Origin of the sequence: Sphingomonas arantia, from assembly GCF_042682045.1 — a bacterium.
In the GTDB taxonomy this organism is placed as follows: domain Bacteria; phylum Pseudomonadota; class Alphaproteobacteria; order Sphingomonadales; family Sphingomonadaceae; genus Sphingomonas_R; species Sphingomonas_R arantia.
Window position 1 is genome coordinate 109,465 of the sequence record NZ_JBHUGS010000004.1, and the last position, 22,089, is coordinate 131,553.

Consider the following 22,089-nt stretch of genomic DNA (forward strand, 5'->3'; position numbering starts at 1 on the left):
GCGATGATCGCACGACGCCAGCTTCTGTCCCGCGCGGCGCTTGGGGCCGGCGCGCTGTTCGTCGCGCCGGGGATCGCGTTCGCGACGGTGGCGACCGACTGGCGGTTCGTGTTCATCATCCAGCGCGGTGCGGCCGACGGACTCGATATCCTGCGGCCGACCGGCGATCCGGCCTTTGCAGGGCTGCGCGGCGGGCTGATCGGCGACGCCGCCCTGGGCACGAAGCTCGATGCGATGTTCACGCTCCACCCGGCGCTGGTCGAGATGGGGAAGATGTATGCGCAGCGTCAGGCGCTGTTCGTCCATGCGGTCGCCTCGCCCTATCGCGACCGATCGCATTTCGACGGGCAGAACGTGCTCGAGACGGGTGGGGCGCAACCCTATGTCGTCCGCGATGGCTGGCTGAACCGGCTGGTCGCGATGCTGCCGCGGACCGGGGAGGAAGCGATCGCGATAGCATCGACGGTCCCGACCGCCTTGCGTGGGCCGGTGCAGGTGCCGTCGTTCGCCCCGTCGGCGTTGCCGAATGCGGCCGATGACCTGATGACGCGGGTGGGGGCGCTGTACGACGCCGATCCCCAGCTCCATCCCGCATGGGCCGCGGCGATCGAGACGAAGGGCTTGGCGGCCGGCATCGGGCCACGGCAGGACCCGGCGAGCCTGGGCCGGTTGACCGCGAGTTTCCTGACCAAGGCCAACGGCCCGCGGATCGCGATGCTGGAGACGCTGGGGTGGGACACGCACACCGGGCAGACGGGGCGGCTCGGCAACCAGTTGAAGAACCTGGACGCGCTGATCGCCGCGCTGCGCGACGGGATGGGGGCGGCGTGGTCGACGACGACGGTGCTGGTGGCGACCGAGTTCGGGCGGACGGCGGCGGTCAACGGCACCGGCGGGACGGATCACGGGACCGGGTCGGTCGCGATGCTGGTGGGCGGCGCGGTAAAGGGTGGTCGCGTGATCGCCGACTGGCCAGGCCTTGCCGCGCCGAACCTGTACGAGCAGCGCGACCTGCGGCCCACGGATGCGCTCGACGCGCTGATCGCAGGTGCGGTGGCGGAAAGCCTCCTGCTCGATCCGGCGCTGGTCGGTCGGAGCCTGTTCGCACAGGCCACGACAACGCGGCCGATCAGCGGTCTGGTGAGGAGCTGAGTCGGTCCGGGCGTGACCGATGCGGTCGGACCGCCGACATTGACTGATCCGCGGGCTCATTGGGATCAACCTGCGGCCCGTTCTAGTTGCCTTCGCCGCGATATTTGAGTTCGAGGAAGCGGCCCTGCGTGGCGAGGCGGTGGAGGTCGCCGTCGGCGATGCGTTCGGCCATGCGGGCGAGTTCCTCGTCGACCACGGCGAGGCCGTCGAGCAACTGGCGGTCGGGGTTGAGGCCGGAGCGGGCGGCGCCGGTGCGGAGCGCGGTGGGGACGCGGCGGTAGCCGGTGATGAGTTCGGGCAGTTCCTCGCCGATCAGTTTGCGCAGGTCGGCCGCGGCGGGCGTGGCGGGATCGAGCGTGGCGAGCTGGGGGGCGAGCGTGTCGAGTTTCAGGCCGATCGCATCGACCAGCGTGATGGCGGGCGCGGGGAGCGCGGGGCGTTGTTGTTCCAGCCAGCTTTCGGTGCGGGCGGGGAGCCGCGCGATGTCGGGGGCGGCGAGGTCCGCGACGCGCGCTTCGGGCTCGACCGAGCCGAAGATGACGAGTGCCCAGGCGATCGCGGCGGCCAGCGCGAAGAGCATCGCGCCGCCGATGCCGATCGGGGTGACCATGCCCGCCCCGACCATGAGGAGCAGCAGCGCGACGGTGACGAGAGCGAGCCGTTTGGACGTGGCACCCAGCCGGCTGCGGCGGCGGGCGCGGCGGCGGGCGATGCGGGCGCGGTTGCCCTCGCTCACCCGGCGCAGGACGGCGTCGGCATTCTCCATCACGCGGTCGCTGTCGTGCATGTCAGCGATCCAGGCGGAACGGGTCGGGGGTGGTCGAGGCGCCCGCGATCGCGGTCTGGGCACCTTCCGCCCGCGCGATGTACCCGCGGGATTTGTCGACCTCGTCGGTCAGGACATCGACGGTCTGTTTCATCGAGGACAGCGCCTGCACCTTGAACGCGTCGATCGTGTCCATCGTGGTGTAGATGTTCTGGAACGCGCGCTTGAGCGTTTCGAGCGGGATGGTGGAGGCGGCGGCCTGTTGATGGATCGTCGCCGTCTGGGTGCGGAGCAGTTCGCCCGTGCTGTCGATGATGTTGGCGGTGGTGGTGTTGAGCGCGGTGATCTGCCCCAGCACCAGCTTCTGCGCGGTCATCGCCTGCGCCACCGTCACCGCGGTGCGGAGCGCGGCGACCGTGGTGGTCGACGCGCGGTCGACGCCCTTCACCAGCTCGACATTGTTCTTCTTCACCAGATCGAGCGCGAGATAGCCCTGCACCGTGACCGCCATCTGGGTCAGCAGGTCGGTGCTGCGCTGGCGGACGTAGAACAGCGCGGTTTCCTTGATCGCCTTGGCCTTGGCGGGGTCGCTGATCTCCAGCTCCGCGGCGGTATCTTCCAGCCGGGCGTCGAGCGCGCGGGAGATGTGGATCATCTGTTCCAGCCGGCCCATCGCGGCCCAGAGCGTCTGGCGCTCGACGTCGATCGCGGCATTGTCCTTGAGCAGCTCATCCTTGCCGGAGGCGAGGCGGGCGAGGATCGCGGCGATGTGGGTCTGCGCGCTTTTGTAGCCGTCGAAATAGTTCTTCATGCTGTTGCCGAACGGGATCAGGCCGAACAGCTTGCGCGGGGCCATGGCGTGGCGGCCGGGATCAAGATCCTCGATCGTGCGGCGCAGTTCGGCCAGGTCGGTGCCGACCGATCCGTCCTTGTCCATCGCGCGGACCGGGCGGTCGAGGAAGCGGTTGGACTGGCCGGCGGCCTCGGCGATCTCGCGCCGGCCCATGTTGGTTATGGCGTCGACCTGCGCGCCGAATTCCGGGCTGTTGGCGTCGGCGGCGACGAGTTTGGCGACGAAGCCGTCGACCTTCTCGTTCAGCTGGCCGCGTTGCGTGTCGTCGAGCGGCACCAGGCCCACGGCGCGTTCAGCGGTGACCGCGCGGACGGGAGGCGGGGGTTGCAGCACCAGATCGGGTTCCGCGCCGCGGATCGCATCGGGGGAGCCTGCCGTCGCCATGTCGTGCCTGTCCTTATCGATGGGCCTGGGGGCAGGATGGACGTGTTGGTGGGGCGGATCAAGTGTGATGCTTGGGTAATACGGTGTTGGGGGGTTCTGGGCGTTTGTTTCGGCTGCGTGGGCATCTTGTGGGAAGAGGTTGCACCCACCCCCGGCCCCTCCCTTGAAAGGGAGGGGGTAAGAAGGGCCGTTCCGTTGGAGTGGAAGGCTTTATATCTTGTCCGAAACAACACACCTTTGCGCTGCGGCGCTTTTCGGCTATGCGCCGCCCCGATCATTTCTCGTTTTCAGGATAATCCATGAGCCTCCGCAACGTGGCCATCATCGCGCACGTCGATCATGGCAAGACCACGCTGGTCGACCAGCTGTTCCGCCAGTCCGGCACCTTCCGCGACAACCAGCGCATCGAAGAGCGCGCGATGGACAGCAACGACCTGGAAAAGGAGCGTGGCATCACGATCCTGGCCAAGCCGACCTCCGTCGACTGGACCCCGCCGGGTGCCAGCGAGAGCATCCGCATCAACATCGTCGACACGCCCGGCCACGCCGATTTCGGCGGCGAGGTGGAGCGCATCCTGAGCATGGTCGACGGCGTCGTCCTGCTGGTCGATTCCTCCGAAGGCGCGATGCCGCAGACCAAGTTCGTGACGGGCAAGGCGCTGGCGCTCGGCCTGAAGCCGATCGTGGTCGTGAACAAGGTCGACCGTTCGGACGCGCGCATCCAGGAAGTGCTGGACGAGGTGTTCGACCTGTTCGTCTCGCTCGACGCCAACGACGAGCAGCTCGATTTCCCGGTGCTCTATGCATCGGGCCGCAACGGCTACGCATCGACCGACATGGACGCGCGCGAAGGCACGCTGATCCCGATGTTCGAGACGATCGTGAAGCATGTGCCGGCGCCCAAGGTGGAAGTGGAGGACGTGCCGTTCACGTTCCTCGTCACGCTGCTCGACCGCGACAACTTCCTCGGCCGCGTGCTGACGGGTCGCGTCAACAGCGGCACGATCAAGATCAACCAGCCGATCCACGCGCTAAACAACGACGGCAAGATCGTCGAGACGGGCCGCGCGTCCAAGATCATGTCCTACCGCGGGCTGGAGCGCGTGCCGGTCGACGAGGCCAAGGCAGGCGACATCATCTCGCTGGCCGGCCTGTCGATCGCGACCGTGGCCGACACGATCGCCGACATCACGGTGTCCGAGCCGCTGCACGCGCAGCCGATCGATCCGCCCACGCTGTCGATGCGGTTCGCCGTCAACGATTCGCCGATGGCGGGGCGTGAGGGCACCAAGGTGACGTCGCGGATGATCCGTGACCGCCTGATGCGCGAAGCCGAGAGCAATGTGGCGGTCAAGGTCGTCGAAGCATCCGACAAGGACAGCTTCGAAGTCGCTGGCCGCGGCGAGTTGCAGCTGGGCGTGCTGATCGAGACGATGCGCCGCGAAGGGTTCGAGCTGGGCATTTCGCGCCCGCGCGTGCTGTTCGGCGAGGACGAGCATGGCAACAAGACCGAGCCGTACGAGACCGTCATCATCGACGTGGACGACGAGCATTCCGGCACGGTCGTCGAGAAGATGAACCTGCGCAAGGCGGAGATGACCGACATGCGGCCGTCGACCGGCGGCAAGACGCGCATCACCTTCTCCGCACCGTCGCGCGGGATGATCGGCTATCACGGTGAATTCCTGTCCGACACGCGCGGCACGGGCATCATGAACCGGCTGTTCGAGAAGTACGGGCCGCACAAGGGCACGATCGAGGGCCGCAAGAACGGCGTGTTGATCTCCAACGGTACGGGCGAAGCGAACAACTATGCGCTGGGTCCGCTCGAGGAGCGCGGCATCCTGTTCATCGGCCACGGCGAGCAGCTGTACGAGGGCATGATCGTCGGCGAGAACGCCAAGACGGACGACCTCGAGGTCAACCCGATGAAGACCAAGGCGCTGACCAACTTCCGCGCAAGCGGCGGCAAGGACGACCAGGTCCGGCTGAGCCCGCCCAAGCGCGCGACGCTGGAGCAGGCGATCGCCTACATCGACGACGACGAGATGGTCGAAGTGACGCCGAAGTCGATCCGGCTGCGCAAGCGCCACCTAGACCCGAACGAGCGCAAGCGCGCGTCGCGGTCCAAGGCGGCCTGATCCTTCGGATCTTGTTCTCGAAAGGGGTCGTCGTTCCATGCGGAACGGCGGCCCCTTTTGTTTTGGGGTGATGGCCATGGACTATCGGTTGGGTGGGCCGGCGGACGCGACGGCGATCGCGGCGCTGTTCGAGACGAGCTTCGTCGCGACGTTCGGGCATCTTTATGCGGCGGAGGATCTGGCGGCGTTCTTGGGGCAGTTCGGGCCGGAGCGCTGGGCGGCGGAGCTGGCGGATCCTGCGCTGGTGTTCCACATCGCCGAGCACGACGGGCGGATCGTGGGGTATGCGAAGGCTGGGCCTTTGACCTTGCCTGTCGAGGTCGAGGGGGCGGCGCTGGAGTTGCGGCAGCTGTACCTGCTGGCCGATGCGCAGGGGAGCGGGGCGGGGCAGGCCTTGCTCGACCGCGCGATGGCGACCGCGGCGACGCGGGGGGCGGCGGCGGTGGTGCTGTCGGTCTACGTCGACAACCACCGCGCGCGGCGGTTCTACGAGCGCAACGGGTTCGTGCGGGTGGGGCGGTACACGTTCATGGTGGGGAACCATGCGGATGAGGATGATCTGATGGGTCGGGTGTTATGACCGATCGGAGGCTACCAAGTTCGCTCAGAAATTCCTAAGCCAAACGTCGGAAGATTTTATGAAGCGGACTGTCTTTCTCCATTTATAACTGTCGTCGGGTCGAGCTCTCTGTGATAAAGTAGCAATGTTTCGGTTAAGATTTACTGGTTCGAGTTGACCGAGGATCTCATTTTTCAGCCACGCATATGGCTCGGTTTCGGCGGTTCCTTTTCAGTCCGGCTTTTTGACTGGAATGCGACCAATCCCGCTGCAAAAAAGTGGCCGTTCCATGTGGCTTGTTAGGAAACTTCGGGCCTGTGGTGAATCCGGCGAGTCAGGCGCTAGGCGTGGCACTGCGGCTTAACGAATATTCTCCGCAATAGTTTGTAGTGAAAAAGGGTTGCCGTGCTACCTAGCCCGAAGATATATTTAGTCGGAATCTGTTGGGACTAATAAATGATTGGAGACGCATGGAGTTGGCTTACTGCCCCCGGTAACGATCCAACAATCTCAGCTCTCGGATTTATCCTTGGCATAATAGGATTTGCGATAACCCTCGGCGGGTTTGGGGTAGCGCTACGTCGTCTGCGCAAACTTGAAACCGCGGCAGAGGCGGCGCGCGTGGCCGTCGAGGGATTCCGCCTTCGGATCGTACACTATGACGCTGCAAATGATGCGACTGAAGCTAGAGTAGCACTAATGTCGACACGCCGACATCTTGCCAACAACGGTTGGCGTGATGTCGCAGAAACCTACGAGGACGCGCGGCGCGCAATGATCCGATTATTGCCAAACCTCATTGATGCGGACCGTGAACTTGGGGGCGAGGTAGATCGAATGGTGTCCCAAATCGACAAGCAATGTACCGTAGTCGAGCGAAGCCTTAATGACCCTCAACGTCAGATGCCGAGTAAGTCGGCCATAAGTTCGTTGATTCGAAGGCACCTGGATCTAATGCAACGGGTTATGCAGCACTTAGAACAAAGGCAATCATGATGGATGAAATTCAACGAAAGCAAGCTGAGCTCGTTATTCGTCTTCATCGATTAACAACAGCTCGGATTTTGGATTGGAATAGAAATGAATATGAGGGTAACAGGCTGGAAGCCCGTCTTGGTGATATGCAGATAGTTTTAAGTAATACAAACCATGAAGGTACCCCATTTGAAATTATAGAAGTATGGCGAAATGATAATTTCATTCAATCGTTTAATGATGGTAATCTAAACATTAAACCGCCTTCGAACGATATGCAGAGCTATTGGCATATAATGTCTAGCCTACGGGAATTAGCCGAACAACAGTCACTTAAAATTGAAGAGCATCTAGATACTTTGTTGACGGCATTAGATGATTTGGAAAATCAAAGGCCAAAATCGGCAAGCCCGTTTGACTCTGATCTAGATGATGATGTGCCATTCTGATTATATCAAATAACCAGTATTTTATTAGAATCAGTAAAACTGTTTGCGCTGCTGTATTGGGGGCCATGGCTGATGTTGAGCATGGCGATCGATGCGACGAGTCCGCCCATCACCGCGTGAGCGACAGGTTCATGCGAGCCGTCGTGACGGGTTTGGTTTCGTCGTCTTGCCAGGCTTCGACGGTGACGGCGGCGATGCGGGCGCCGTTTCGGACGAGGTGGCCGCGGGCGTAGGTGGGGGCGAAGCGGGCGCCGCGGAGGAAGTCGACCGTCATGCCGATGGGTTTGATGGCGACGCTCTCGTCGCCGAAGGTGTGGCGGGCGGCGAGGATGGCGGCCATTTCTAGCAGGCCGGAGAGGGCGCCGCCGTGGAGGAAGCCGGGGCGGCCGGCGAGGTGGTCTGCGGGGGGCATGACTAGCCGCGGGGGGCGGTCGGCGGCGTCGTCCGGCTCGATCGTGAGGCCGAGCAGCTGCGCGTAGGGCGGGAGCGTGGTCATGCGGCCGGTCCGGGGGCGCGGGGGCGCGGCGCCATCATGCGGCGTCGGTGAACATGAAGGTGCCGGCGACGTGGGCGATCGGGTCGGCGGGGTCGCCGTCGTGGGCCTGGCCGCGGACGAAGGCGATGCGGCGGGTGAGGCGGTAGCATTCGCCGTGGCCGGTGACGGTGCGGCCGGGGACCGCGGGGCGGAGATAGTCGACGCGCAGGTCGAGCGTGGCGAGCGGCACGAAGTTCGCGACGCGCGTCCACACCGCCATGCTGGTCGCCATGTCCATCAGCGACACGATCGGCCCGGAGGCGATCACGCCCGTGTCCGGATCGCCGACCAGTCTGTCGGCGTAGGGCAGATGCAGCTCCATCCAGTCCGGGCCGTGCGCGGCGTAGCCGAGGCCGAGCAGCGCGTTGTGGCCGAGACCGGACAGGAGCCGTGCGAACCGCGCCGGATCGAACGCCGTACCGGCGACCAGATCGGCGCGGTCCGCCACGGGATCAGCCGCCGATCTTGCCGAGCACGCTCTGGAGCTGCATCGCGACGGACATGTCGCCTTCGACCTTTAGCTTGCCCGACATGAATGCGGTCATCGGATTGAGCGTGCCGCCGGCGAGCGCCTGCCAATCTTCCCACGACACCTTCACGGTGGAGTCGGCGTCGCCGTCGGATTCGGTCACCTGACGGTCGACGCCGTCGAGCATGATGACGCCTTCGGGGCCGAAATCGATCTTCACCTTCTTGCCGGCGACGAACGCGTCGGCGGATGCGAACTTGGCGGCCATGTCGGACTTGGTCATGATGGGCTCCCTTGAGATAGCGGCACCGCGATAGCCGGCTTGACGCGCACGTCAAGCGGTGTGGTTAGGGATGGTGCGATCGGTCGCGTGGTGTAGGCGGCGTTCGGGCACGGCGGACGGGAGCGACGGATGGAGATCGAGACGAGCGCGGTGGAGCGGATCGCGGCGGCGCTGGAGCGGCTGGCTCCGGCCCCGCCCGTGTCGGCGGATGCGGCGGCGCACCCGGCCTATGTCTGGCGGGCGGGCGCGCTGGTCGCAGCGCGGGCGTTCGCGCCGTTGCCGTTGGGGGCGCTGGTCGGGATCGACGCGCAGAAGGCGGCGCTGGTCGAGAATGGCCGGCGGCTGGCGGAGGGCCATGCGGCGCACGACGTGCTGCTGTGGGGCGCGCGCGGATCGGGCAAGTCGGCGGTGGTGAAGGCGAGCGTCGGGGCTTTGCAGGCGGACGGGCTGGACATCGCGCTGGTCGAGGTGGCGGGGGACAGGATCGCGACGTTGCCGGCGTTGTTCGACCGGCTGGCGGGGGCGGGACGCGCATTCGTGCTGTTCGTCGACGATCTGGGGTTCGACGCCGATCTGGGCGCGCCCAGGCTGCTGCGGTCGTTGCTGGAGGGCGGGGCGGAGGCGCGACCGGACAATGTGCGTGTGTATGTGACGGCGAACCGCCGGCATATCGTGCCGCGCGACATGGCCGAGCAGGACGCCGCCGTGAACGCGCGCGACGTGGTGGACGACCGGCTGGCGCTGGCCGACCGGTTCGGGCTGAGCCTGGGGTTCCATGTGGCGGACCAGGCCATGTATCTGGCGATGGTGGCGGGCTATGCCGAGCGGCTGGGGTTGGCGTTCGATGCGGGCGAGGCGGTGGCGTGGGCGACGATGCGCGGGGGGCGGTCCGGGCGGGTGGCCTGGCAGTACGTGGTGGAGTTGGCGGGACGGGCCGGGCGGGGGGTTTAGGGTTTTTCGTGGGCGGTGGCGGGGGGCGGGGAGCGGAGGTCGAACGTCCGGTAACGCCCAATTGCAGTCACTCACCTCAGGGCCTACTCGGCATCGATGCCCTTCTTTCGGTTCATGGTACATGGTCGCGACCCACATCTCCCGGCGGGGATGAAGGGGTTTTATACAACCCGTCACGCTTACGCAGCCACGCAAGCGGAAGCTGCTAAGAAGGTGCTTCGCCGCCTAGAGCAGGAGTTCACCGTCGGCGTGTCCGCTTCGATTTGGAACAGTGACATGCCGATCATGTCGATCGAAGACGCTTGGCGTATCCGCATACACCAGCTTCTCTTGACGCCTAATAAGGGTAGCACGTTCTATCGTCCGTGAACGACCGCTTTCCACCACAATGAGACATTCCGGACCAGTGAAGCGGACGTCCGAAAGCGGCCAGTCCGCTAACGCCCAATTGCGGACGTTCAGCGCCTATGAGACGGTGAGCGCATGACGCGCGTCGTAGAAATCCTCGTCCCATTGCTTAACGAGGGCACACACGTATCTCGACCCGTTAAAGCCGAATGGCTTGGAGGTGATCGCTATCGTGTTCTGGGTGACGCTCCCCCAAATGAAGAGTGGGCGTTCGGTTCCGGCACGATTGTCATCGCGCGGAAGGAAAAGGGCGTAGTCCACGCAGTTGAAGAAGAGGGTGGTGATGAGGAGTTCTGGGCTGAGCACGACCCTCACGGCGACCGCTTCGGCACACCGATCCGGAAGTGGGGCTGCCCGGCCATGTTAGCGGTCGGAGTGCTTGGTGTTTATGCGCTCTACCGGCTCCTGATCAGCATCGGCTTTGCTGCTCAAATCAGCGTTTGAGATGCTGCAAGCGGACGTTCCGTTTTCCACCAATCTCGGACATTCGAGTGACGTTTGCGGACTGACTTCCGATTGGGGGTATTGGTCAGGCAGGCGGATTTGCGCCGCGCTCATGGTTTGATCGGATTGCGAGCGGATCGTGGGCGGGTTGGCGGCGTTACGATGGCGAGGGGCGACCGCCGCCTACCATAGGAGATTGCGATGAAGCTTTATTATACGCCGGCGACCTGTGCGATGGCCGATCATATCGCGTTGATCGAGGCGGGGATGGATTATGAGCTGGTCAAGGTCGACCTGAAGGCGAAGACGACCGAGGACGGGGCGGATTATCTGGCGGTCAATCCGAAGGGATATGTGCCGGCGATCGCGCTGGACGACGGGACCGTGCTGACCGAGAATATGGCGATCCTGAACTGGATCGCGGACACGTCCGGAACGCTGATGCCGGCGGATGGGATCGGGCGGTACCGCGTGATTGAGGCGACGTCCTATATCGCGGGCGAGCTGCACAAGAACTTCAAGCCGTTCTTCAACCCGAACGCCAGCGAGCTGGAGCGTGACGAGGCGCGCAAGATGCTGACAAAGCGGTACGCGTTGATCGAAACGATGCTGACAGAGAATGCGTATGTCGCGGGGGACATGTTCACGGTGGCGGATTGCTATCTGTTCGTGACGATGAACTGGGCGGTGAACAAGTTCGATATCGAACTGCCGCCGCAGGTGATGGCGCATTTCAACCGGCTTGGGGCGCGGGATTCGGTGCAGCAGGCTATGCGTGAGGAGGGGTTGGTTTAGGGTTTTTTTACCTTCGCCCCTCTCCTTCAGGGGAGGGGTTGTGGTGGGGGCTACGGTTTCGCCATCACTGTTTTATTGGTGAAGAGGTTGCCCCCACCCCCAACCCCCTCCCCTGAAGGAGAGGGGGCTTTCTGTTCCACCCGTGACGCGGTTAGCTCAGGTTTTCGGACTGTTCGGCGAGTTCGAGCCAGCGTTGTTCGGCGGCTTCCTTCTTGGTGCGGGTGGCGGCGATCGAGGCCATCAGGGTGTCGAATTTCTTGGGGTCGCGGACGTAGAGGGCGGGGTCGGCGAGGAGGGCTTCGTCGCGCTTGATGGTGGCTTCGAGCTTCTCGATCTCCTTGGGGAGCAGATCGAGGTCGCGCTGGTCCTTGTAGGTGAGTTTCTTGGCGACCTTCGGAGCCTCGGCAACCGGCTTGCTGCTCGCCTTTTTCGGTTCGCGCTTGGGCGCGCGCTGGCGTTCCCAGTCTTCGTAGCCGCCGGCGACGATGTCGACATGGCCGCTGCCGTCGAGGCCGAGCGTGACGGTCACGGTGCGGTCGAGGAAGTCGCGGTCGTGGCTGACGATCAGGACGGTGCCGTCATAGTCCGCGATCACCTCCTGCAACAGATCGAGCGTTTCGAGGTCGAGGTCGTTGGTCGGCTCGTCGAGCACCAACAGGTTCGAGCGCCGGGCGAATTCGCGGGCGAGCAGGAGGCGCGAGCGTTCGCCGCCGGAGAGCGTCGAAACGCGTGCCTCGGTCATCGACGGGTCGAACAGGAATTCCTTGAGGTAGCCGTGGATGTGCTTGCGGACGCCCTGCACGTCGATCCAGTCGCCGCCGTCGGCCAGCACGTCGCGGACGCGTTTGTCGGGGGCCATGAGGCTGCGCTGCTGATCGATCACGACGGCGTCGAGCGTTTTGGCGAGCTTCACGCGGCCCTCGTCGGGTTCGACCTCGCCGGTGAGCAGTTTGAGCAGCGTCGACTTGCCCGCGCCGTTCGCGCCGACCAGGCCGATGCGGTCGCCGCGGGTGACGCGGAAGCTGAAATCCTTGATGATCGTGCGGCCGTTATAGGTCTTCGTCACATGTTCGGCGTCGATGACCGTCTTGGTGCGGACGTCGTCGGTGCCGATGCTGAGCCGGGCGGTGCCCTGCGGCCCGAGCATCGCCTTGCGGGTGGCGCGCATCTCGACGAGCTTCGTCAGGCGGCCCTGGTTGCGGCGGCGGCGCGCGGTGACGCCGCGCAGCATCCAATGCTCTTCGATCTTGAGCTTGGCATCGAGCCGTTCGGCGTTGCGCTGTTCCTCGTCATGGACGCGCTCGGTCCACGCCTCGAACCCGCCGAAGCCGATTTCCGCCCGGCGGATGCCACCGCGATCCAGCCAGAGCGTCTGCTTGGTCAGGCGGGTGAGGAAGGTTCGGTCATGGCTGATCGCGACGAACGCGCCGTTGAAGCGGTTCAACCATTGTTCGAGCCAATCGATCGCGGCGATATCGAGATGGTTGGTCGGCTCGTCGAGCAGCAGGACGTCCGGGTCCATGGCGAGCGCACGGGCGATGGCGGCGCGGCGGCGCTCGCCCCCGGAGGCCGTGGCGGCTTCGCGGTCCAGGTCGATGCCGATCTGGTCGGCGATCGATTCGACTTCGTGGACGGCGGGTTCGGCCTCGCCGGGCGCGGCGGACATGGCGTAGTCGCGCAGCGTCGCGAACCCGGTCATGGCGGGTTCTTGTTCAAGCAGGACGACGCGGCTGCCGGGGACGATCGTGCGGCGGCCCTCGTCGCAATCGATGCGGTTGCCGAGCAGTTTCAGGAGCGTGGTCTTGCCCGCGCCGTTGCGGCCGATGAGCGCCAGCCGGTCGCGCGGGCCGACATAGATGTCGAGGTTGCGGAACAGCCAGCCATGGCCCTGGACAAGGCCGAGATCTTCATAAGCGAGAATGGGTGCGGACATCGTGCAACAATCACCGGAAATAGGAAGGACGCGGAATATTCACGGCCTGTTCAATGCGGCCGCCCTATGCCACGTCGTCATGAATATGAAGAGTGCAATCCTGTCCGCCGTTTTGGTGGTTCATCTCGTCGCGCCGGCTGCGGGGCAGACGCAGCGTTATCGCGACCAGGATGCGGCGGCGGAAGCGCGGCGTTCGGGGCAGATCAAGTCGCTGCGCGAGATCGAGGAACGGGTGATCCCGCGGATGGTGGGCGCGCGGTATCTTGGGCCGGAATTCGATGCGCGGACCGCGACGTACCGGCTGAAGTTCATGCGCGGCGGGTCCGTGGTGTGGGTGGATGTGGATGGGCGCACGGGTGCGGTGATCGGGCGGAGTGGGGAGTGAGCTGTTCTTAGCCCCTCTCCTTCAGGAGTTTCGATCTCCGACAGGTGAAACCTGCCAGAGATCGAACATGGGTTGGGGTAGGGCTAAGCTCTTCAAGCCAACAACGTTGTAGGGGTGGTGCTGTTGCCCCCACCCCAACCCCTCCCCTGAAGGAGAGGGGCTTAAGTAAGGTCTCGGTCCCTGCACGGGGTGTCTGGAACGCGGCGTAGACCCACCCCGACTTGATCTTCCCCCCGCTTTGGTGTGGAGCGGTTCCCTGAAGCGATGGAGGCCCTGAGCATGCGTGTATTGATCGTCGAGGACGAACCCAATCTGGGTCGGCAATTGCGGGCGACGCTGGAGGGGGCCGGCTATGCGATCGACCTGGCGACGGACGGCGAGGACGGGCATTTCCTGGGGGCGAGCGAGGCGTATGACGCGGTCGTGCTCGACCTGGGCCTGCCGGGGGTCGATGGGCTGACGGTGCTCGACCGGTGGCGCAAGGAGGGGAAGGATTTCCCCGTGCTGGTGCTGACCGCGCGCGACAGCTGGTCCGACAAGGTGGCGGGCCTCGACGCGGGCGCCGACGATTATCTGGCCAAGCCGTTCCAGACGGAGGAGCTGATCGCCCGGTTGCGCGCGCTGATCCGGCGGGCATCGGGCAACGCATCGTCCGAGCTGACCGCGGGCGACGTGCGGCTCGACACGCGCAGCGGCAAGGTGACGCTGGCGGGCGAGCCGGTGAAGATGACCGCGCAGGAATATAAGCTGCTGAGCTACCTGCTGCACCACAAGGGCAAGGTGGTGAGCCGGACCGAGTTGATCGAGCATATCTACGACCAGGATTTCGACCGCGATTCGAACACGATCGAAGTGTTCGTGACGCGGATCCGCAAGAAGCTGGGCCCCGACGTGATCACCACGATCCGTGGCCTGGGGTACAGCCTGGAAGATACGGATGGCTGACGACGCACCGGCGGTGCGCGACCCGTGGTGGCGGACCGCCACGAACGGAATCGGCGTGCTGTTCGGGCGGCGAATGCGGGTGGACGACCATATCGTCGATACGCGCCGCGCGACCGGATCGCTGACGCGGCGGATGATCGGCATCGCGGCGATCTGGATCGCGGTGCTGCTGCTCGGCGGCGGGATCGCGCTCGACCGGTTGCTGGGGTCGGCGATCACCCGGACGTTCGACGCGCAGCTGGAATATGTGATGCAGGCGATGATCGCATCGTCGGAGATCGACCCGGCGGGCGAGGTGCATTTCAACCGGCCGCTGGGCGACCAGCGGTTTCTGGAACCCAATAGCGGACTGTACTGGCAGGTGTCGGCGCCGGGGGTGAAGCCGTTCCCGTCGCGGTCGTTGTGGGACCGGCAGCTGGCGATCCCGGACCATGTCGATCCGGAGGGGCTGCACGCTTATGACAGCCGCGAATTCCGCGACGATACGCTGCGCATCCTGGAACGCAACGTGACGTTGCCGGGGTCGAAGGCGCTGTGGCGGTTCCAGGTGGCGCAGTCGCGATCCGGGCTGGACGAGCAGATCGCGGTGCTGCGCAAGACGATCCTGCGGTCGTTCCTGCTCCTGGGCCTCGGGCTGGTCGTGATGGCGGCGTTGCAGGCGACATTCGGGCTGTGGCCGCTGCGCCGGGTCAGGCGATCGATCGCGATGGTACGGACCGGGGCGATCGCGCGGGTCGACGACCGCCTGCCGATCGAGATCGCGCCGATGGTCGAGGAGCTGAACGACCTGCTGGCGCATAACGAGCGGCAGGCGGAGGAGGCGCGGCGCCACGCGGGGAACCTGGCGCATGCGCTGAAGACGCCGCTGACGGTGATCATGAACGAGGCGACGGCGCAGTCGCCCGATCTGGTCGCGACCGTGATCCGCGAGGCAACGACGATGCGGCGTCAGGTGGACCATCACCTGGCGCGCGCGCGGGCGGTGGGCCGGCGTGGGTCGGCGCAGAGTCGGGCGGAGGTCTGGACCGCACTGAAGGCCGTCGAGCGCGCGGTGAGCCGGCTGTACCGCCACGTCACGATCGACCTGGACGGCGACAAGACCGCGGTGGCGCATGTCGAGCATCAGGACCTGGAGGAGATGCTGGGCAACCTGATCGAGAATGCCGCGAAATACGGGCAGGGCCGCGTGTTCGTGACCGTGGTGCGCGAGGCGGGGTTCGTCGAGATCATGGTCGAGGACGACGGGCCGGGCATCCCGGAGGCGGAGCGTAACCTGCTGTTCGAGCGCGGGGCGCGGCTCGATACGGGGAAGCCGGGGACGGGGTTAGGCCTGGCGATTGTGCGCGACGTGGTGGAGATCTACGAGGGGACGGTCGCGCTGGAGGAGAGCGAGGATCTGGGCGGGCTGCTGGCGCGGTTGCGGTTGCCGGCGGTGGCTTGAGGCCCGTTTGGGGGCGGGTTTGATTGAGTCACGACTGCCCGCAACCCCGTTTGGTTCGAGCCTGTCGAGAACTCAGCGCGCTGTTCTCGACAGGCTCGAACCAAACGGGGCGGGGTTTTGTGGTGGCGGCGGGCGTTCTCGACAGGTTCGAACCCAAGGGATTTTGGTGGGGTCGGTCAAATGCCGTACTTCCCGATGGTTGCGCTCCGTGTTGCGGCGCACAATGTACCGGTCGGTATTCAACTCGCCCGAGGAATTTGCATGACGACCCATACGCACGGCTATGCCGCACACGCCGCCGGTTCGGCGCTGGCCCCGTTCAGCTTCGAACGGCGCGATCCGGGCGCCAAGGACGTGGCGGTCGACATCCTGTTCTGCGGCGTGTGCCATTCGGATCTGCACACCGCGCGCGGCGAGTGGGAGGGCACGTTGTACCCGTGCGTGCCGGGGCATGAGATCGTCGGCAAGGTGACGGCGGTCGGTTCGGATGTGACGAAGTTCGCGGTCGGCGACATCGCCGGCGTCGGCTGCATGGTCGGCAGCTGCGGCCACTGTGCATCGTGCGACGGCGGCGAGGAGCAATATTGCGAGACGACCGGGTTCGTCGGCACCTATAACGGACCGGACCCGGTGATGGGCGGTCATACGCTTGGCGGATACAGCGACCATATCGTCGTCGACGAAGGCTTCGTGCTGAAGGTCACGCACGACGAGGGCGATCTGGCCGCGGTCGCGCCGCTGCTCTGTGCGGGCATCACCACCTACTCGCCGCTGCGCCACTGGAATGTCGGACCGGGGCAGAAGGTCGCGATCGTCGGGCTTGGCGGGCTGGGCCATATGGGCGTGAAGATCGCCGCGGCGATGGGTGCGGAAGTGCATGTCATCAGCACGTCGGCGAACAAGCGCGACGATGCGATCCGGCTGGGTGCGACCGGGCTGATCGTGTCGCGCGATGCGGACCAGATGGCGGAACATGCGGGCACGTTCGACTTCATCCTGAACACGGTGGCGGCGCCGCACGACCTTGACGCGTTGCTGATGCTGCTGAAGCGCGACGGGACGATGACGCTGGTCGGCGTGCCGGCCGAACCGCATCCGTCGCCTTCGGTCGGGTTGCTGGTGTTCGGCCGCAAGTCGATCGCCGGGTCGCTGATCGGCGGGATCGCCGAGACGCAGGAGATGCTCGATTTCTGCAAGGCGCACGGCTTGACCGCGGATATCGAGATGATCCGGATGGACGAGATCGAGACGGCGTACGAGCGGATGGTGAAGAGCGACGTGCGCTACCGCTTCGTCATCGACATGGCGACGATGACGGCCTGATCATGGCGGGCGTGCAGGCGTTCGCGATGCCTGCACGCCCGTCGTTCACGGGGCCGGCGGTGGCGGTGGCGCAGCGCCGGCAGTCGTCGGGTCCGTGAGGTCGAGCGATTCGAGCCACGTGGCCCCCGTGCGACGGCGGATGTTGCTGTCCTTCGGCGTTCCGTATTTGGCGCGGAGGGTGAAGCGTTCGACCCGGTAAGCCGGCGTCCCGACGAAGGTCGTGTAGCGACGGCCTGCGATCTGCGTGAGGACGGGCGGGATCCAGCCGCGCGACGGCGATCCGCGCAGGATTTCCGCGTCGCGCGTCCGGCCATCGGGATCAATCCAGAAGCCGATATCCGTCCAGTTTATGCGGCCGACCTCTGATGACAAGGACGCGCTCATATTCACGTCGCTGAACCGGCGCGCGGCGTTCTCGGCGGCCGCACCGGCGGTCGGGGCATAAGGCGGCCCGGAGATGAGCGCGGGTCGTGTCATGGGTTCGCGCGCGAGGTCGGCGATCAGGCGGTCGACCTGGCCGTCGTCGGTGCCGCGGGCGACCAGCCGCAGCCGCAGGACGCGTAAAGCGGGGCGGATCGTTGGATCGGCCGCGGCCGGGCGGACCTCCAGCGCAGCCAGCATCGCGGTGGCGCGGTCGTCCTGCCCCCGCGCGGCGGCCAGCCAGATCCGATTGATCGAGGCTTTCATCGCGGCGCGGTCGTTTCCGGCATCGGCCTGCCGCCGTTCGATCGCGGCGAACACCTTGTCGGCCTGACCATATTCGCCGACCGTGATCCACATGTCGCCGAGTGCGGTTTCGCTCTCCAGCACCGCCGGGTCGTCGGGCGGCAGATTTTCGCGCAGGGTTTCGACCTGTCCGCGAACGGCGGTGCGGAAGATCCTGAGATCGCCGTCGTGGCGGGCGACCGTCGCATAGGCTTCGTACAGCGCGGCAACGGGTTTCGGATCAGTCGCCGCGTGGCGTCGGTTGCGCGCGACGGCAGCGGCAAGGAGGTGCTTGGCATCGAGATAGGCACCGCCGCGAAACTGTTCCTCGGCCAGCGCGATCGACACGCGGGCGTCGCGCAGCGGCGTGCATTCGCCGCGGACGCACGCGGCGTGGGCGTCCGCCAGCCGCCGGCCGGTGACGATGAGTTCAGCGGGCGGGGCCGGGAGCTCAGCAGGCGGTGTCGGGAGTTCGGCGGCGGCGGGTGCCCGATCGCCGGGCCGGGGCTGTTCCGCCGGCGCACCGAGCAGGAGCGCAAGCGTGATGGTCGCTATGATCGGCATGACACCCCCAGGGGGACGCGCGAAACGCCGGTTGCCGGCGCGCGTCGGCCGGGATGTTTTCATTCTCCCCAATCATTTGCAAGCCGGTAATGATTGCGGACGGCGTTGGGCCGATCGGCCGTGGCGGAGCCCGTCGGTCGTCCTGCTGGTCGCGCATGTCGTGGTTCCGGCTGCCAAGCGGCCTTGCGCTTGTAAGGAACGGAGGCCACTTGGGGTCCATGACAGCGACCTTGATCCCGATCCGGCAAGGCCGGCCGCCGAGCCTCGATGCGCTGATGGCGCTGGTTTCGCAGGACATGCACGCGGTGAACCGGGTGATCCTGGACCGGATGCAGTCGCAGGTGCCGCTGATCCCGGAGCTTGCGGGGCATCTGATCGCGGGCGGGGGCAAGCGGATGCGGCCGATGCTGACGCTGGCGTGCGCGCGGTTGCTCGAATATCCGGGCACGCGGCATCACATGCTGGCCGCGGCGGTGGAGTTCATCCACACGGCCACGCTGCTGCACGACGACGTGGTCGACGGGTCGGGCCAGCGGCGCGGCAAGCGCACCGCGAACATGATCTGGGGCAACGGGCCGAGCGTGCTGGTGGGTGACTTCCTGCTGAGCCGGGGGTTCGAGCTGATGGTCGAGGACGGCTCGCTGCGCGTGCTCAAGATCCTGAGTCATGCGAGCGCGGTGATCGCGGAGGGCGAGGTCGAGCAGCTGTCGGCCCAGCGCCGGGTCGAGACCGCCGAGGCGCAGTATCTCAAGATTATCGACGCCAAGACGGCGGCGCTGTTCGCGGCGGCGTGCCGGATCGCGGCGGTGGTGGCGGAGCGCGATGCGGCGACCGAGGCGGCGCTGGACAATTACGGGCGGTATCTGGGGATCGCGTTCCAGCTGGTCGACGATGCGATGGACTATGCGTCGGACGCGGCGGTGATGGGCAAGGACACGGGCGACGACTTCCGTGACGGGAAGGTGACGTTGCCGGTGATCCTGGCGTTTGCGCGCGGCACGACCGAGGACCGCAAGTTCTGGCGCGATGCGATGGAGGGGCGGCGGGCGTCGGACGCGGACCTGGCGCACGCGACGCGTCTGCTGCAGGATACCCACGCCATCGCGGACACGGTCGCGCGGGCGCGGCATTATGGTCAGCGGGCGATCGATGCGTTGTCGGGGATCGGGAGTGGTCCGGCGCGGGCGGCGCTGGTCGAGGCGGTCGAGTTTGCCATTGCGCGAGCTTACTGAGGGCACGCGCGTCAGTTCCCCGGCGCAGGCCGGGGCCTGGACGCGGCGGTTTCACCCAGGCCCCGGCCTGCGCCGGGGAACCCTTGGGGCCCAATGTGACAAACCGGGCGCAAGAATTGCACTGATTTCAAGCGTTTTGGTGTCGTTCTATGTCAAAAATGACACAATCCGCGGCATGACGATGCTGGCGGCATACATCTAAGTCAGTTATCAGTTTGCCCAAGGGGCGAGCGGGGGTCGGCTTCAGGTTATGCGGGTATTGGGGGGGACCGCGGCGGCGGGGGTCGCCGACGCGGCGTTTGCAATGCCGGCGGGGATGGCGATGCGGTACGATCGGCCGGCGGATACGCTAGCGGACTGCATCACCGGCTACACCGTCTATCATGCCGACAGTCCGGATGCGCTGTCCGACTGCTTCCTGCCGGCGCCGGTGATGCTGTGCCTCTTCATCGAGGCGGGGCGGGTGACCGCGAAGATCGGCAACCACCTGTTCGATCCGTTGCCGAAGATCGCGGTCATCGGGCCGACGACGCGCGCGCTGCACGTCACGACACACGGCGGGACGATGGTGGGGATCGGCATCAGCGCGACCGGATGGGCGCGGATGACGGAGACGCCTGCGATCCGCGTCCACAACCGGATCGTGCCGGCCGACACGGTGCTGAACCCCGCGGCGGTGGAGGCGCTGGCCCGGCAGATCGCGGCGTTGCCCGACGATCGCGGGGTGAAACCGTTGCTCGATGCGCAGCTGCCGACGTTGTTGCGGCCGATGCCGAACGGGGCGAAGGGCGGGCACATGCCGCTGATCGCGCGGCTGACCGCGCTGGCGACGACGGACCGCGAGATCGACGTGGCGCAGATCGCCCGGGAGATGGCGGTGCCCGAGGCGCAGTTGCGCCGCCTGTCACGGAGCTATTTCGGGATGCCGCCGAAGCTGCTGCTGCGCCGGGCGCGGTTCCTGCGGTCGTTCGTGCGGTTGTTCGCGGGTGGGGACATCGCTGACAGCCGGCGGCTGGACCCGAGCTATTTCGACATGTCGCATTATCTGCGCGATGCGAATGCGTTCCTGGGGACGACGCCGCGGCGGTTCCTGGCGAATGCGTCGCCGTTCCTGTCGGCGAGTATCCGCGCGCGGATGGCGGTGCTGGGTGCGCCGACGCAGGCGCTGCACCCGCCGGGCGGGGTGCGGATGGAGGAGGCCGAGGATATGGTCCAGCCGGCTGGGGCGAGTTCCGGGGAATGCCCGGATGGGGCGCTTGACAGGATCGAGACCGAAGAAGCCTTGGGGTGAGGTTTCGTCCTGCGGCCGCCGGCCGTTCAACGGACTGACGGCACGCGGCCGGAACCGGGTCGGCTCCGCTCATCGGGGCGAACCGCGGGGCGGGGCATCGCGTCCCCCCGCGCCGCGCGGTCAGTCGCGTGGCGGGTAGAAATGTTCGATGACGCTTTCGGTCAGCCGCGCGGGGCGGAGCGTTTCGGCGTCGAGGCAGCACCAGCTGGAGCGGACCTCGGCCAGCACATCCTCGCCGCGGCGGATGATCGTTTCGTAGAAGGCGCGCGCACCCTGGACCTTTTCGAGGAGGACGGTGGCGATCACCTCGTCATTCAGGAAAGCGGGTTTGCGGTAGGTGATCTCGTGCTTCAGCGCGACCCAGAGGTGGCTGGCGACCGCATCGGCGGGGGCGAGCCTTTGCCAATGGCTGATCACCGCGGCCTGCACCCATTTCAGGTAGCTGGCATTGTTGACATGCCCCATGAAATCGATGTCGGCGGGATCGATGCCGATGGGAAAGCTGTGCGGGATGGCTGTACTGGTCACGATGTCAGTCATAGCAGGTTGGCGGGGCGGCGGCGATGGGTGTCTTGCGGCCGGATCAATCGCTTAGCCGTTTAAGGAGGAAATGGCGGGCGCCGCCGACCGGGTGATCGGCGATCGTGCCGAAGACGGTGTAGCCGAGTTTTTCGTAGAAACCGCGCGCCTGGAAATCGAATGTGTCGAGCCGGACGCCGATGCAGCCGCGGTCGCGCGCGATCGCCTCGGCCCGAAGCATGAGCTGCGTGCCGACGCCCTGGCCGCGGAGGGCGTCGGAGACGACGAGATATTCGATGAACAGCCAGTCGTAGCCGGTCTTGCCCCAGAGGCCGCCGATCGTTTCGCCATGCTCGTCCGCGACGATGAGGGCGAGCGACAGATGCTCCGTGACCGGGGCGTTGGCGGCGTTGTAGGCGCGCAAGGGGGCGAGGATCGCGTCGCGGTCTGCGTCGGTCGGGGCGTCGGGGGTGAGGATGCGGTGGGCCATCGGCACGGGATAGTCGGCGGGCGGGGCGGGGGCAATCGGCGCGCGGCAAGGTCGGGTGCGAGGACGGTCGATCGTGATAGGCTGCGCGACTTCGGGT

Annotated in this window: 22 protein-coding genes; 13 read left to right on the top strand and 9 right to left on the bottom strand. The window is 65.9% G+C overall.

Annotation, left to right across the window (positions count from 1 at the left end):
* Positions 1-3 precede the first annotated feature (3 nt).
* The gene (locus ACFSGX_RS14495; RefSeq protein WP_380930983.1) at positions 4-1,152 is read left to right on the top strand and encodes a DUF1501 domain-containing protein; all 1,149 of its coding nucleotides are present in this window, start codon (positions 4-6) and stop codon (positions 1,150-1,152) included.
* A gap of 82 nt (positions 1,153-1,234) precedes the next feature.
* Here the strand turns inward: ACFSGX_RS14495 and ACFSGX_RS14500 are convergent, their stop codons facing one another.
* A complete protein-coding gene (locus ACFSGX_RS14500) occupies positions 1,235-1,939 on the bottom strand; it encodes a hypothetical protein (protein WP_380930985.1) in 705 nt (234 codons plus the stop codon).
* A 1-nt stretch (position 1,940) separates the two neighbouring features.
* Positions 1,941-3,155 (bottom strand): toxic anion resistance protein, encoded by a 1,215-nt coding sequence (locus tag ACFSGX_RS14505; RefSeq protein ID WP_380930987.1) that lies wholly within the window; start codon positions 3,153-3,155, stop codon positions 1,941-1,943.
* Positions 3,156-3,454: 299 nt separating this feature from the next.
* On the opposite strand from ACFSGX_RS14505, the gene typA reads away from it, so the two are divergent.
* The 3 genes from typA to ACFSGX_RS14520 all read left to right on the top strand — a co-directional run bounded on the left by typA (position 3,455) and on the right by ACFSGX_RS14520 (position 7,279).
* Complete coding sequence (gene typA, locus ACFSGX_RS14510) at positions 3,455-5,296, top strand: translational GTPase TypA (protein WP_380930989.1); 1,842 nt, start codon at positions 3,455-3,457, stop codon at positions 5,294-5,296.
* A gap of 70 nt (positions 5,297-5,366) precedes the next feature.
* A complete protein-coding gene (locus tag ACFSGX_RS14515) occupies positions 5,367-5,876 on the top strand; it encodes a GNAT family N-acetyltransferase (RefSeq protein WP_380930991.1) in 510 nt (169 codons plus the stop codon).
* 971 nt (positions 5,877-6,847) lie between these two features.
* Entirely contained in the window at positions 6,848-7,279 is a 432-nt protein-coding gene (locus ACFSGX_RS14520; RefSeq protein ID WP_380930993.1) for a hypothetical protein, read from the top strand.
* A 109-nt stretch (positions 7,280-7,388) separates the two neighbouring features.
* Here ACFSGX_RS14520 and ACFSGX_RS14525 read toward each other — a convergent pair whose 3' ends face one another.
* Genes ACFSGX_RS14525 through ACFSGX_RS14535 form a run of 3 tightly spaced genes read right to left on the bottom strand, consistent with a single transcriptional unit; the run spans position 7,389 to position 8,566 of the window.
* Positions 7,389-7,775 (bottom strand): PaaI family thioesterase, encoded by a 387-nt coding sequence (locus tag ACFSGX_RS14525; RefSeq protein WP_380930995.1) that lies wholly within the window; start codon positions 7,773-7,775, stop codon positions 7,389-7,391.
* 34 nt (positions 7,776-7,809) lie between these two features.
* Positions 7,810-8,262, bottom strand: a complete 453-nt coding sequence (locus ACFSGX_RS14530) for a PaaI family thioesterase (RefSeq protein ID WP_380930996.1) — start codon at positions 8,260-8,262, stop codon at positions 7,810-7,812.
* Between the two features lie 4 nt (positions 8,263-8,266).
* Entirely contained in the window at positions 8,267-8,566 is a 300-nt protein-coding gene (locus tag ACFSGX_RS14535) for an SCP2 sterol-binding domain-containing protein (protein ID WP_157177119.1), read from the bottom strand.
* Between the two features lie 129 nt (positions 8,567-8,695).
* Between ACFSGX_RS14535 and ACFSGX_RS14540 the strand changes: the two genes are divergently transcribed.
* The 3 genes from ACFSGX_RS14540 (at position 8,696) to gstA (ending at position 11,164) form a co-directional block, all read left to right on the top strand.
* Complete coding sequence (locus tag ACFSGX_RS14540) at positions 8,696-9,517, top strand: ATP-binding protein (RefSeq protein ID WP_380930999.1); 822 nt, start codon at positions 8,696-8,698, stop codon at positions 9,515-9,517.
* 483 nt (positions 9,518-10,000) lie between these two features.
* On the top strand, positions 10,001-10,369 hold the full coding sequence (locus ACFSGX_RS14545) for a hypothetical protein (RefSeq protein WP_380931000.1): 369 nt from the start codon (positions 10,001-10,003) through the stop codon (positions 10,367-10,369).
* 201 nt (positions 10,370-10,570) lie between these two features.
* Positions 10,571-11,164, top strand: coding sequence for a glutathione transferase GstA (gene gstA / locus ACFSGX_RS14550; protein ID WP_380931002.1), 594 nt, complete (start codon positions 10,571-10,573; stop codon positions 11,162-11,164).
* 151 nt (positions 11,165-11,315) lie between these two features.
* Here the strand turns inward: gstA and ACFSGX_RS14555 are convergent, their stop codons facing one another.
* Complete coding sequence (locus ACFSGX_RS14555) at positions 11,316-13,097, bottom strand: ABC-F family ATP-binding cassette domain-containing protein (RefSeq protein ID WP_380931003.1); 1,782 nt, start codon at positions 13,095-13,097, stop codon at positions 11,316-11,318.
* 79 nt (positions 13,098-13,176) lie between these two features.
* On the opposite strand from ACFSGX_RS14555, the gene ACFSGX_RS14560 reads away from it, so the two are divergent.
* The 4 genes from ACFSGX_RS14560 to ACFSGX_RS14575 all read left to right on the top strand — a co-directional run bounded on the left by ACFSGX_RS14560 (position 13,177) and on the right by ACFSGX_RS14575 (position 17,191).
* Positions 13,177-13,482 carry a hypothetical protein gene (locus ACFSGX_RS14560; RefSeq protein WP_232477371.1) on the top strand — a complete coding sequence of 102 codons (306 nt, stop codon included), beginning with the start codon at positions 13,177-13,179 and terminating at the stop codon, positions 13,480-13,482.
* Positions 13,483-13,761: 279 nt separating this feature from the next.
* Positions 13,762-14,427: a response regulator transcription factor gene (locus ACFSGX_RS14565; RefSeq protein WP_157177124.1), complete on the top strand. Its 666-nt coding sequence runs from the start codon at positions 13,762-13,764 to the stop codon at positions 14,425-14,427.
* Positions 14,428-14,500: 73 nt separating this feature from the next.
* Positions 14,501-15,868: a sensor histidine kinase gene (locus ACFSGX_RS14570; RefSeq protein WP_380931157.1), complete on the top strand. Its 1,368-nt coding sequence runs from the start codon at positions 14,501-14,503 to the stop codon at positions 15,866-15,868.
* A gap of 261 nt (positions 15,869-16,129) precedes the next feature.
* Positions 16,130-17,191: an NAD(P)-dependent alcohol dehydrogenase gene (locus ACFSGX_RS14575; protein WP_380931006.1), complete on the top strand. Its 1,062-nt coding sequence runs from the start codon at positions 16,130-16,132 to the stop codon at positions 17,189-17,191.
* A gap of 45 nt (positions 17,192-17,236) precedes the next feature.
* On the opposite strand, the gene ACFSGX_RS14580 is transcribed toward ACFSGX_RS14575, so the two are convergent.
* Positions 17,237-18,460: a hypothetical protein gene (locus tag ACFSGX_RS14580; protein WP_380931007.1), complete on the bottom strand. Its 1,224-nt coding sequence runs from the start codon at positions 18,458-18,460 to the stop codon at positions 17,237-17,239.
* A gap of 218 nt (positions 18,461-18,678) precedes the next feature.
* Here ACFSGX_RS14580 and ACFSGX_RS14585 point away from each other — a divergent pair, with 218 nt between their 5' ends.
* Both ACFSGX_RS14585 and ACFSGX_RS14590 read left to right on the top strand, forming a co-directional pair.
* Positions 18,679-19,692: a polyprenyl synthetase family protein gene (locus tag ACFSGX_RS14585; RefSeq protein ID WP_380931008.1), complete on the top strand. Its 1,014-nt coding sequence runs from the start codon at positions 18,679-18,681 to the stop codon at positions 19,690-19,692.
* Positions 19,693-19,942: 250 nt separating this feature from the next.
* The gene (locus ACFSGX_RS14590) at positions 19,943-20,983 is read left to right on the top strand and encodes a hypothetical protein (protein ID WP_380931010.1); all 1,041 of its coding nucleotides are present in this window, start codon (positions 19,943-19,945) and stop codon (positions 20,981-20,983) included.
* 120 nt (positions 20,984-21,103) lie between these two features.
* Here the strand turns inward: ACFSGX_RS14590 and ACFSGX_RS14595 are convergent, their stop codons facing one another.
* Positions 21,104-21,523: an acyl-CoA thioesterase gene (locus ACFSGX_RS14595; RefSeq protein ID WP_380931012.1), complete on the bottom strand. Its 420-nt coding sequence runs from the start codon at positions 21,521-21,523 to the stop codon at positions 21,104-21,106.
* 43 nt (positions 21,524-21,566) lie between these two features.
* Positions 21,567-21,992 carry a GNAT family N-acetyltransferase gene (locus ACFSGX_RS14600; protein ID WP_380931014.1) on the bottom strand — a complete coding sequence of 142 codons (426 nt, stop codon included), beginning with the start codon at positions 21,990-21,992 and terminating at the stop codon, positions 21,567-21,569.
* Between the last annotated feature and the right edge of the window lie 97 nt (positions 21,993-22,089).

What these genes read in the sequence shown, in the direction of transcription:
- ACFSGX_RS14495 (WP_380930983.1), top strand. Translation starts at nt 4, where the DNA reads ATGATCGCACGACGCCAGCTTCTGTCCCGCGCGGCGCTTGGGGCCGGC.
- ACFSGX_RS14500 (WP_380930985.1), bottom strand. Translation starts at nt 1,939, where the DNA reads ATGCACGACAGCGACCGCGTGATGGAGAATGCCGACGCCGTCCTGCGC.
- ACFSGX_RS14505 (WP_380930987.1), bottom strand. Translation starts at nt 3,155, where the DNA reads ATGGCGACGGCAGGCTCCCCCGATGCGATCCGCGGCGCGGAACCCGAT.
- typA (WP_380930989.1), top strand. Translation starts at nt 3,455, where the DNA reads ATGAGCCTCCGCAACGTGGCCATCATCGCGCACGTCGATCATGGCAAG.
- ACFSGX_RS14515 (WP_380930991.1), top strand. Translation starts at nt 5,367, where the DNA reads ATGGCCATGGACTATCGGTTGGGTGGGCCGGCGGACGCGACGGCGATC.
- ACFSGX_RS14520 (WP_380930993.1), top strand. Translation starts at nt 6,848, where the DNA reads ATGATGGATGAAATTCAACGAAAGCAAGCTGAGCTCGTTATTCGTCTT.
- ACFSGX_RS14525 (WP_380930995.1), bottom strand. Translation starts at nt 7,775, where the DNA reads ATGACCACGCTCCCGCCCTACGCGCAGCTGCTCGGCCTCACGATCGAG.
- ACFSGX_RS14535 (WP_157177119.1), bottom strand. Translation starts at nt 8,566, where the DNA reads ATGACCAAGTCCGACATGGCCGCCAAGTTCGCATCCGCCGACGCGTTC.
- ACFSGX_RS14540 (WP_380930999.1), top strand. Translation starts at nt 8,696, where the DNA reads ATGGAGATCGAGACGAGCGCGGTGGAGCGGATCGCGGCGGCGCTGGAG.
- ACFSGX_RS14545 (WP_380931000.1), top strand. Translation starts at nt 10,001, where the DNA reads ATGACGCGCGTCGTAGAAATCCTCGTCCCATTGCTTAACGAGGGCACA.
- gstA (WP_380931002.1), top strand. Translation starts at nt 10,571, where the DNA reads ATGAAGCTTTATTATACGCCGGCGACCTGTGCGATGGCCGATCATATC.
- ACFSGX_RS14555 (WP_380931003.1), bottom strand. Translation starts at nt 13,097, where the DNA reads ATGTCCGCACCCATTCTCGCTTATGAAGATCTCGGCCTTGTCCAGGGC.
- ACFSGX_RS14560 (WP_232477371.1), top strand. Translation starts at nt 13,177, where the DNA reads ATGAATATGAAGAGTGCAATCCTGTCCGCCGTTTTGGTGGTTCATCTC.
- ACFSGX_RS14565 (WP_157177124.1), top strand. Translation starts at nt 13,762, where the DNA reads ATGCGTGTATTGATCGTCGAGGACGAACCCAATCTGGGTCGGCAATTG.
- ACFSGX_RS14570 (WP_380931157.1), top strand. Translation starts at nt 14,501, where the DNA reads ATGCGGGTGGACGACCATATCGTCGATACGCGCCGCGCGACCGGATCG.
- ACFSGX_RS14575 (WP_380931006.1), top strand. Translation starts at nt 16,130, where the DNA reads ATGACGACCCATACGCACGGCTATGCCGCACACGCCGCCGGTTCGGCG.
- ACFSGX_RS14580 (WP_380931007.1), bottom strand. Translation starts at nt 18,460, where the DNA reads ATGCCGATCATAGCGACCATCACGCTTGCGCTCCTGCTCGGTGCGCCG.
- ACFSGX_RS14585 (WP_380931008.1), top strand. Translation starts at nt 18,679, where the DNA reads ATGACAGCGACCTTGATCCCGATCCGGCAAGGCCGGCCGCCGAGCCTC.
- ACFSGX_RS14590 (WP_380931010.1), top strand. Translation starts at nt 19,943, where the DNA reads ATGCGGGTATTGGGGGGGACCGCGGCGGCGGGGGTCGCCGACGCGGCG.
- ACFSGX_RS14595 (WP_380931012.1), bottom strand. Translation starts at nt 21,523, where the DNA reads ATGACTGACATCGTGACCAGTACAGCCATCCCGCACAGCTTTCCCATC.
- ACFSGX_RS14600 (WP_380931014.1), bottom strand. Translation starts at nt 21,992, where the DNA reads ATGGCCCACCGCATCCTCACCCCCGACGCCCCGACCGACGCAGACCGC.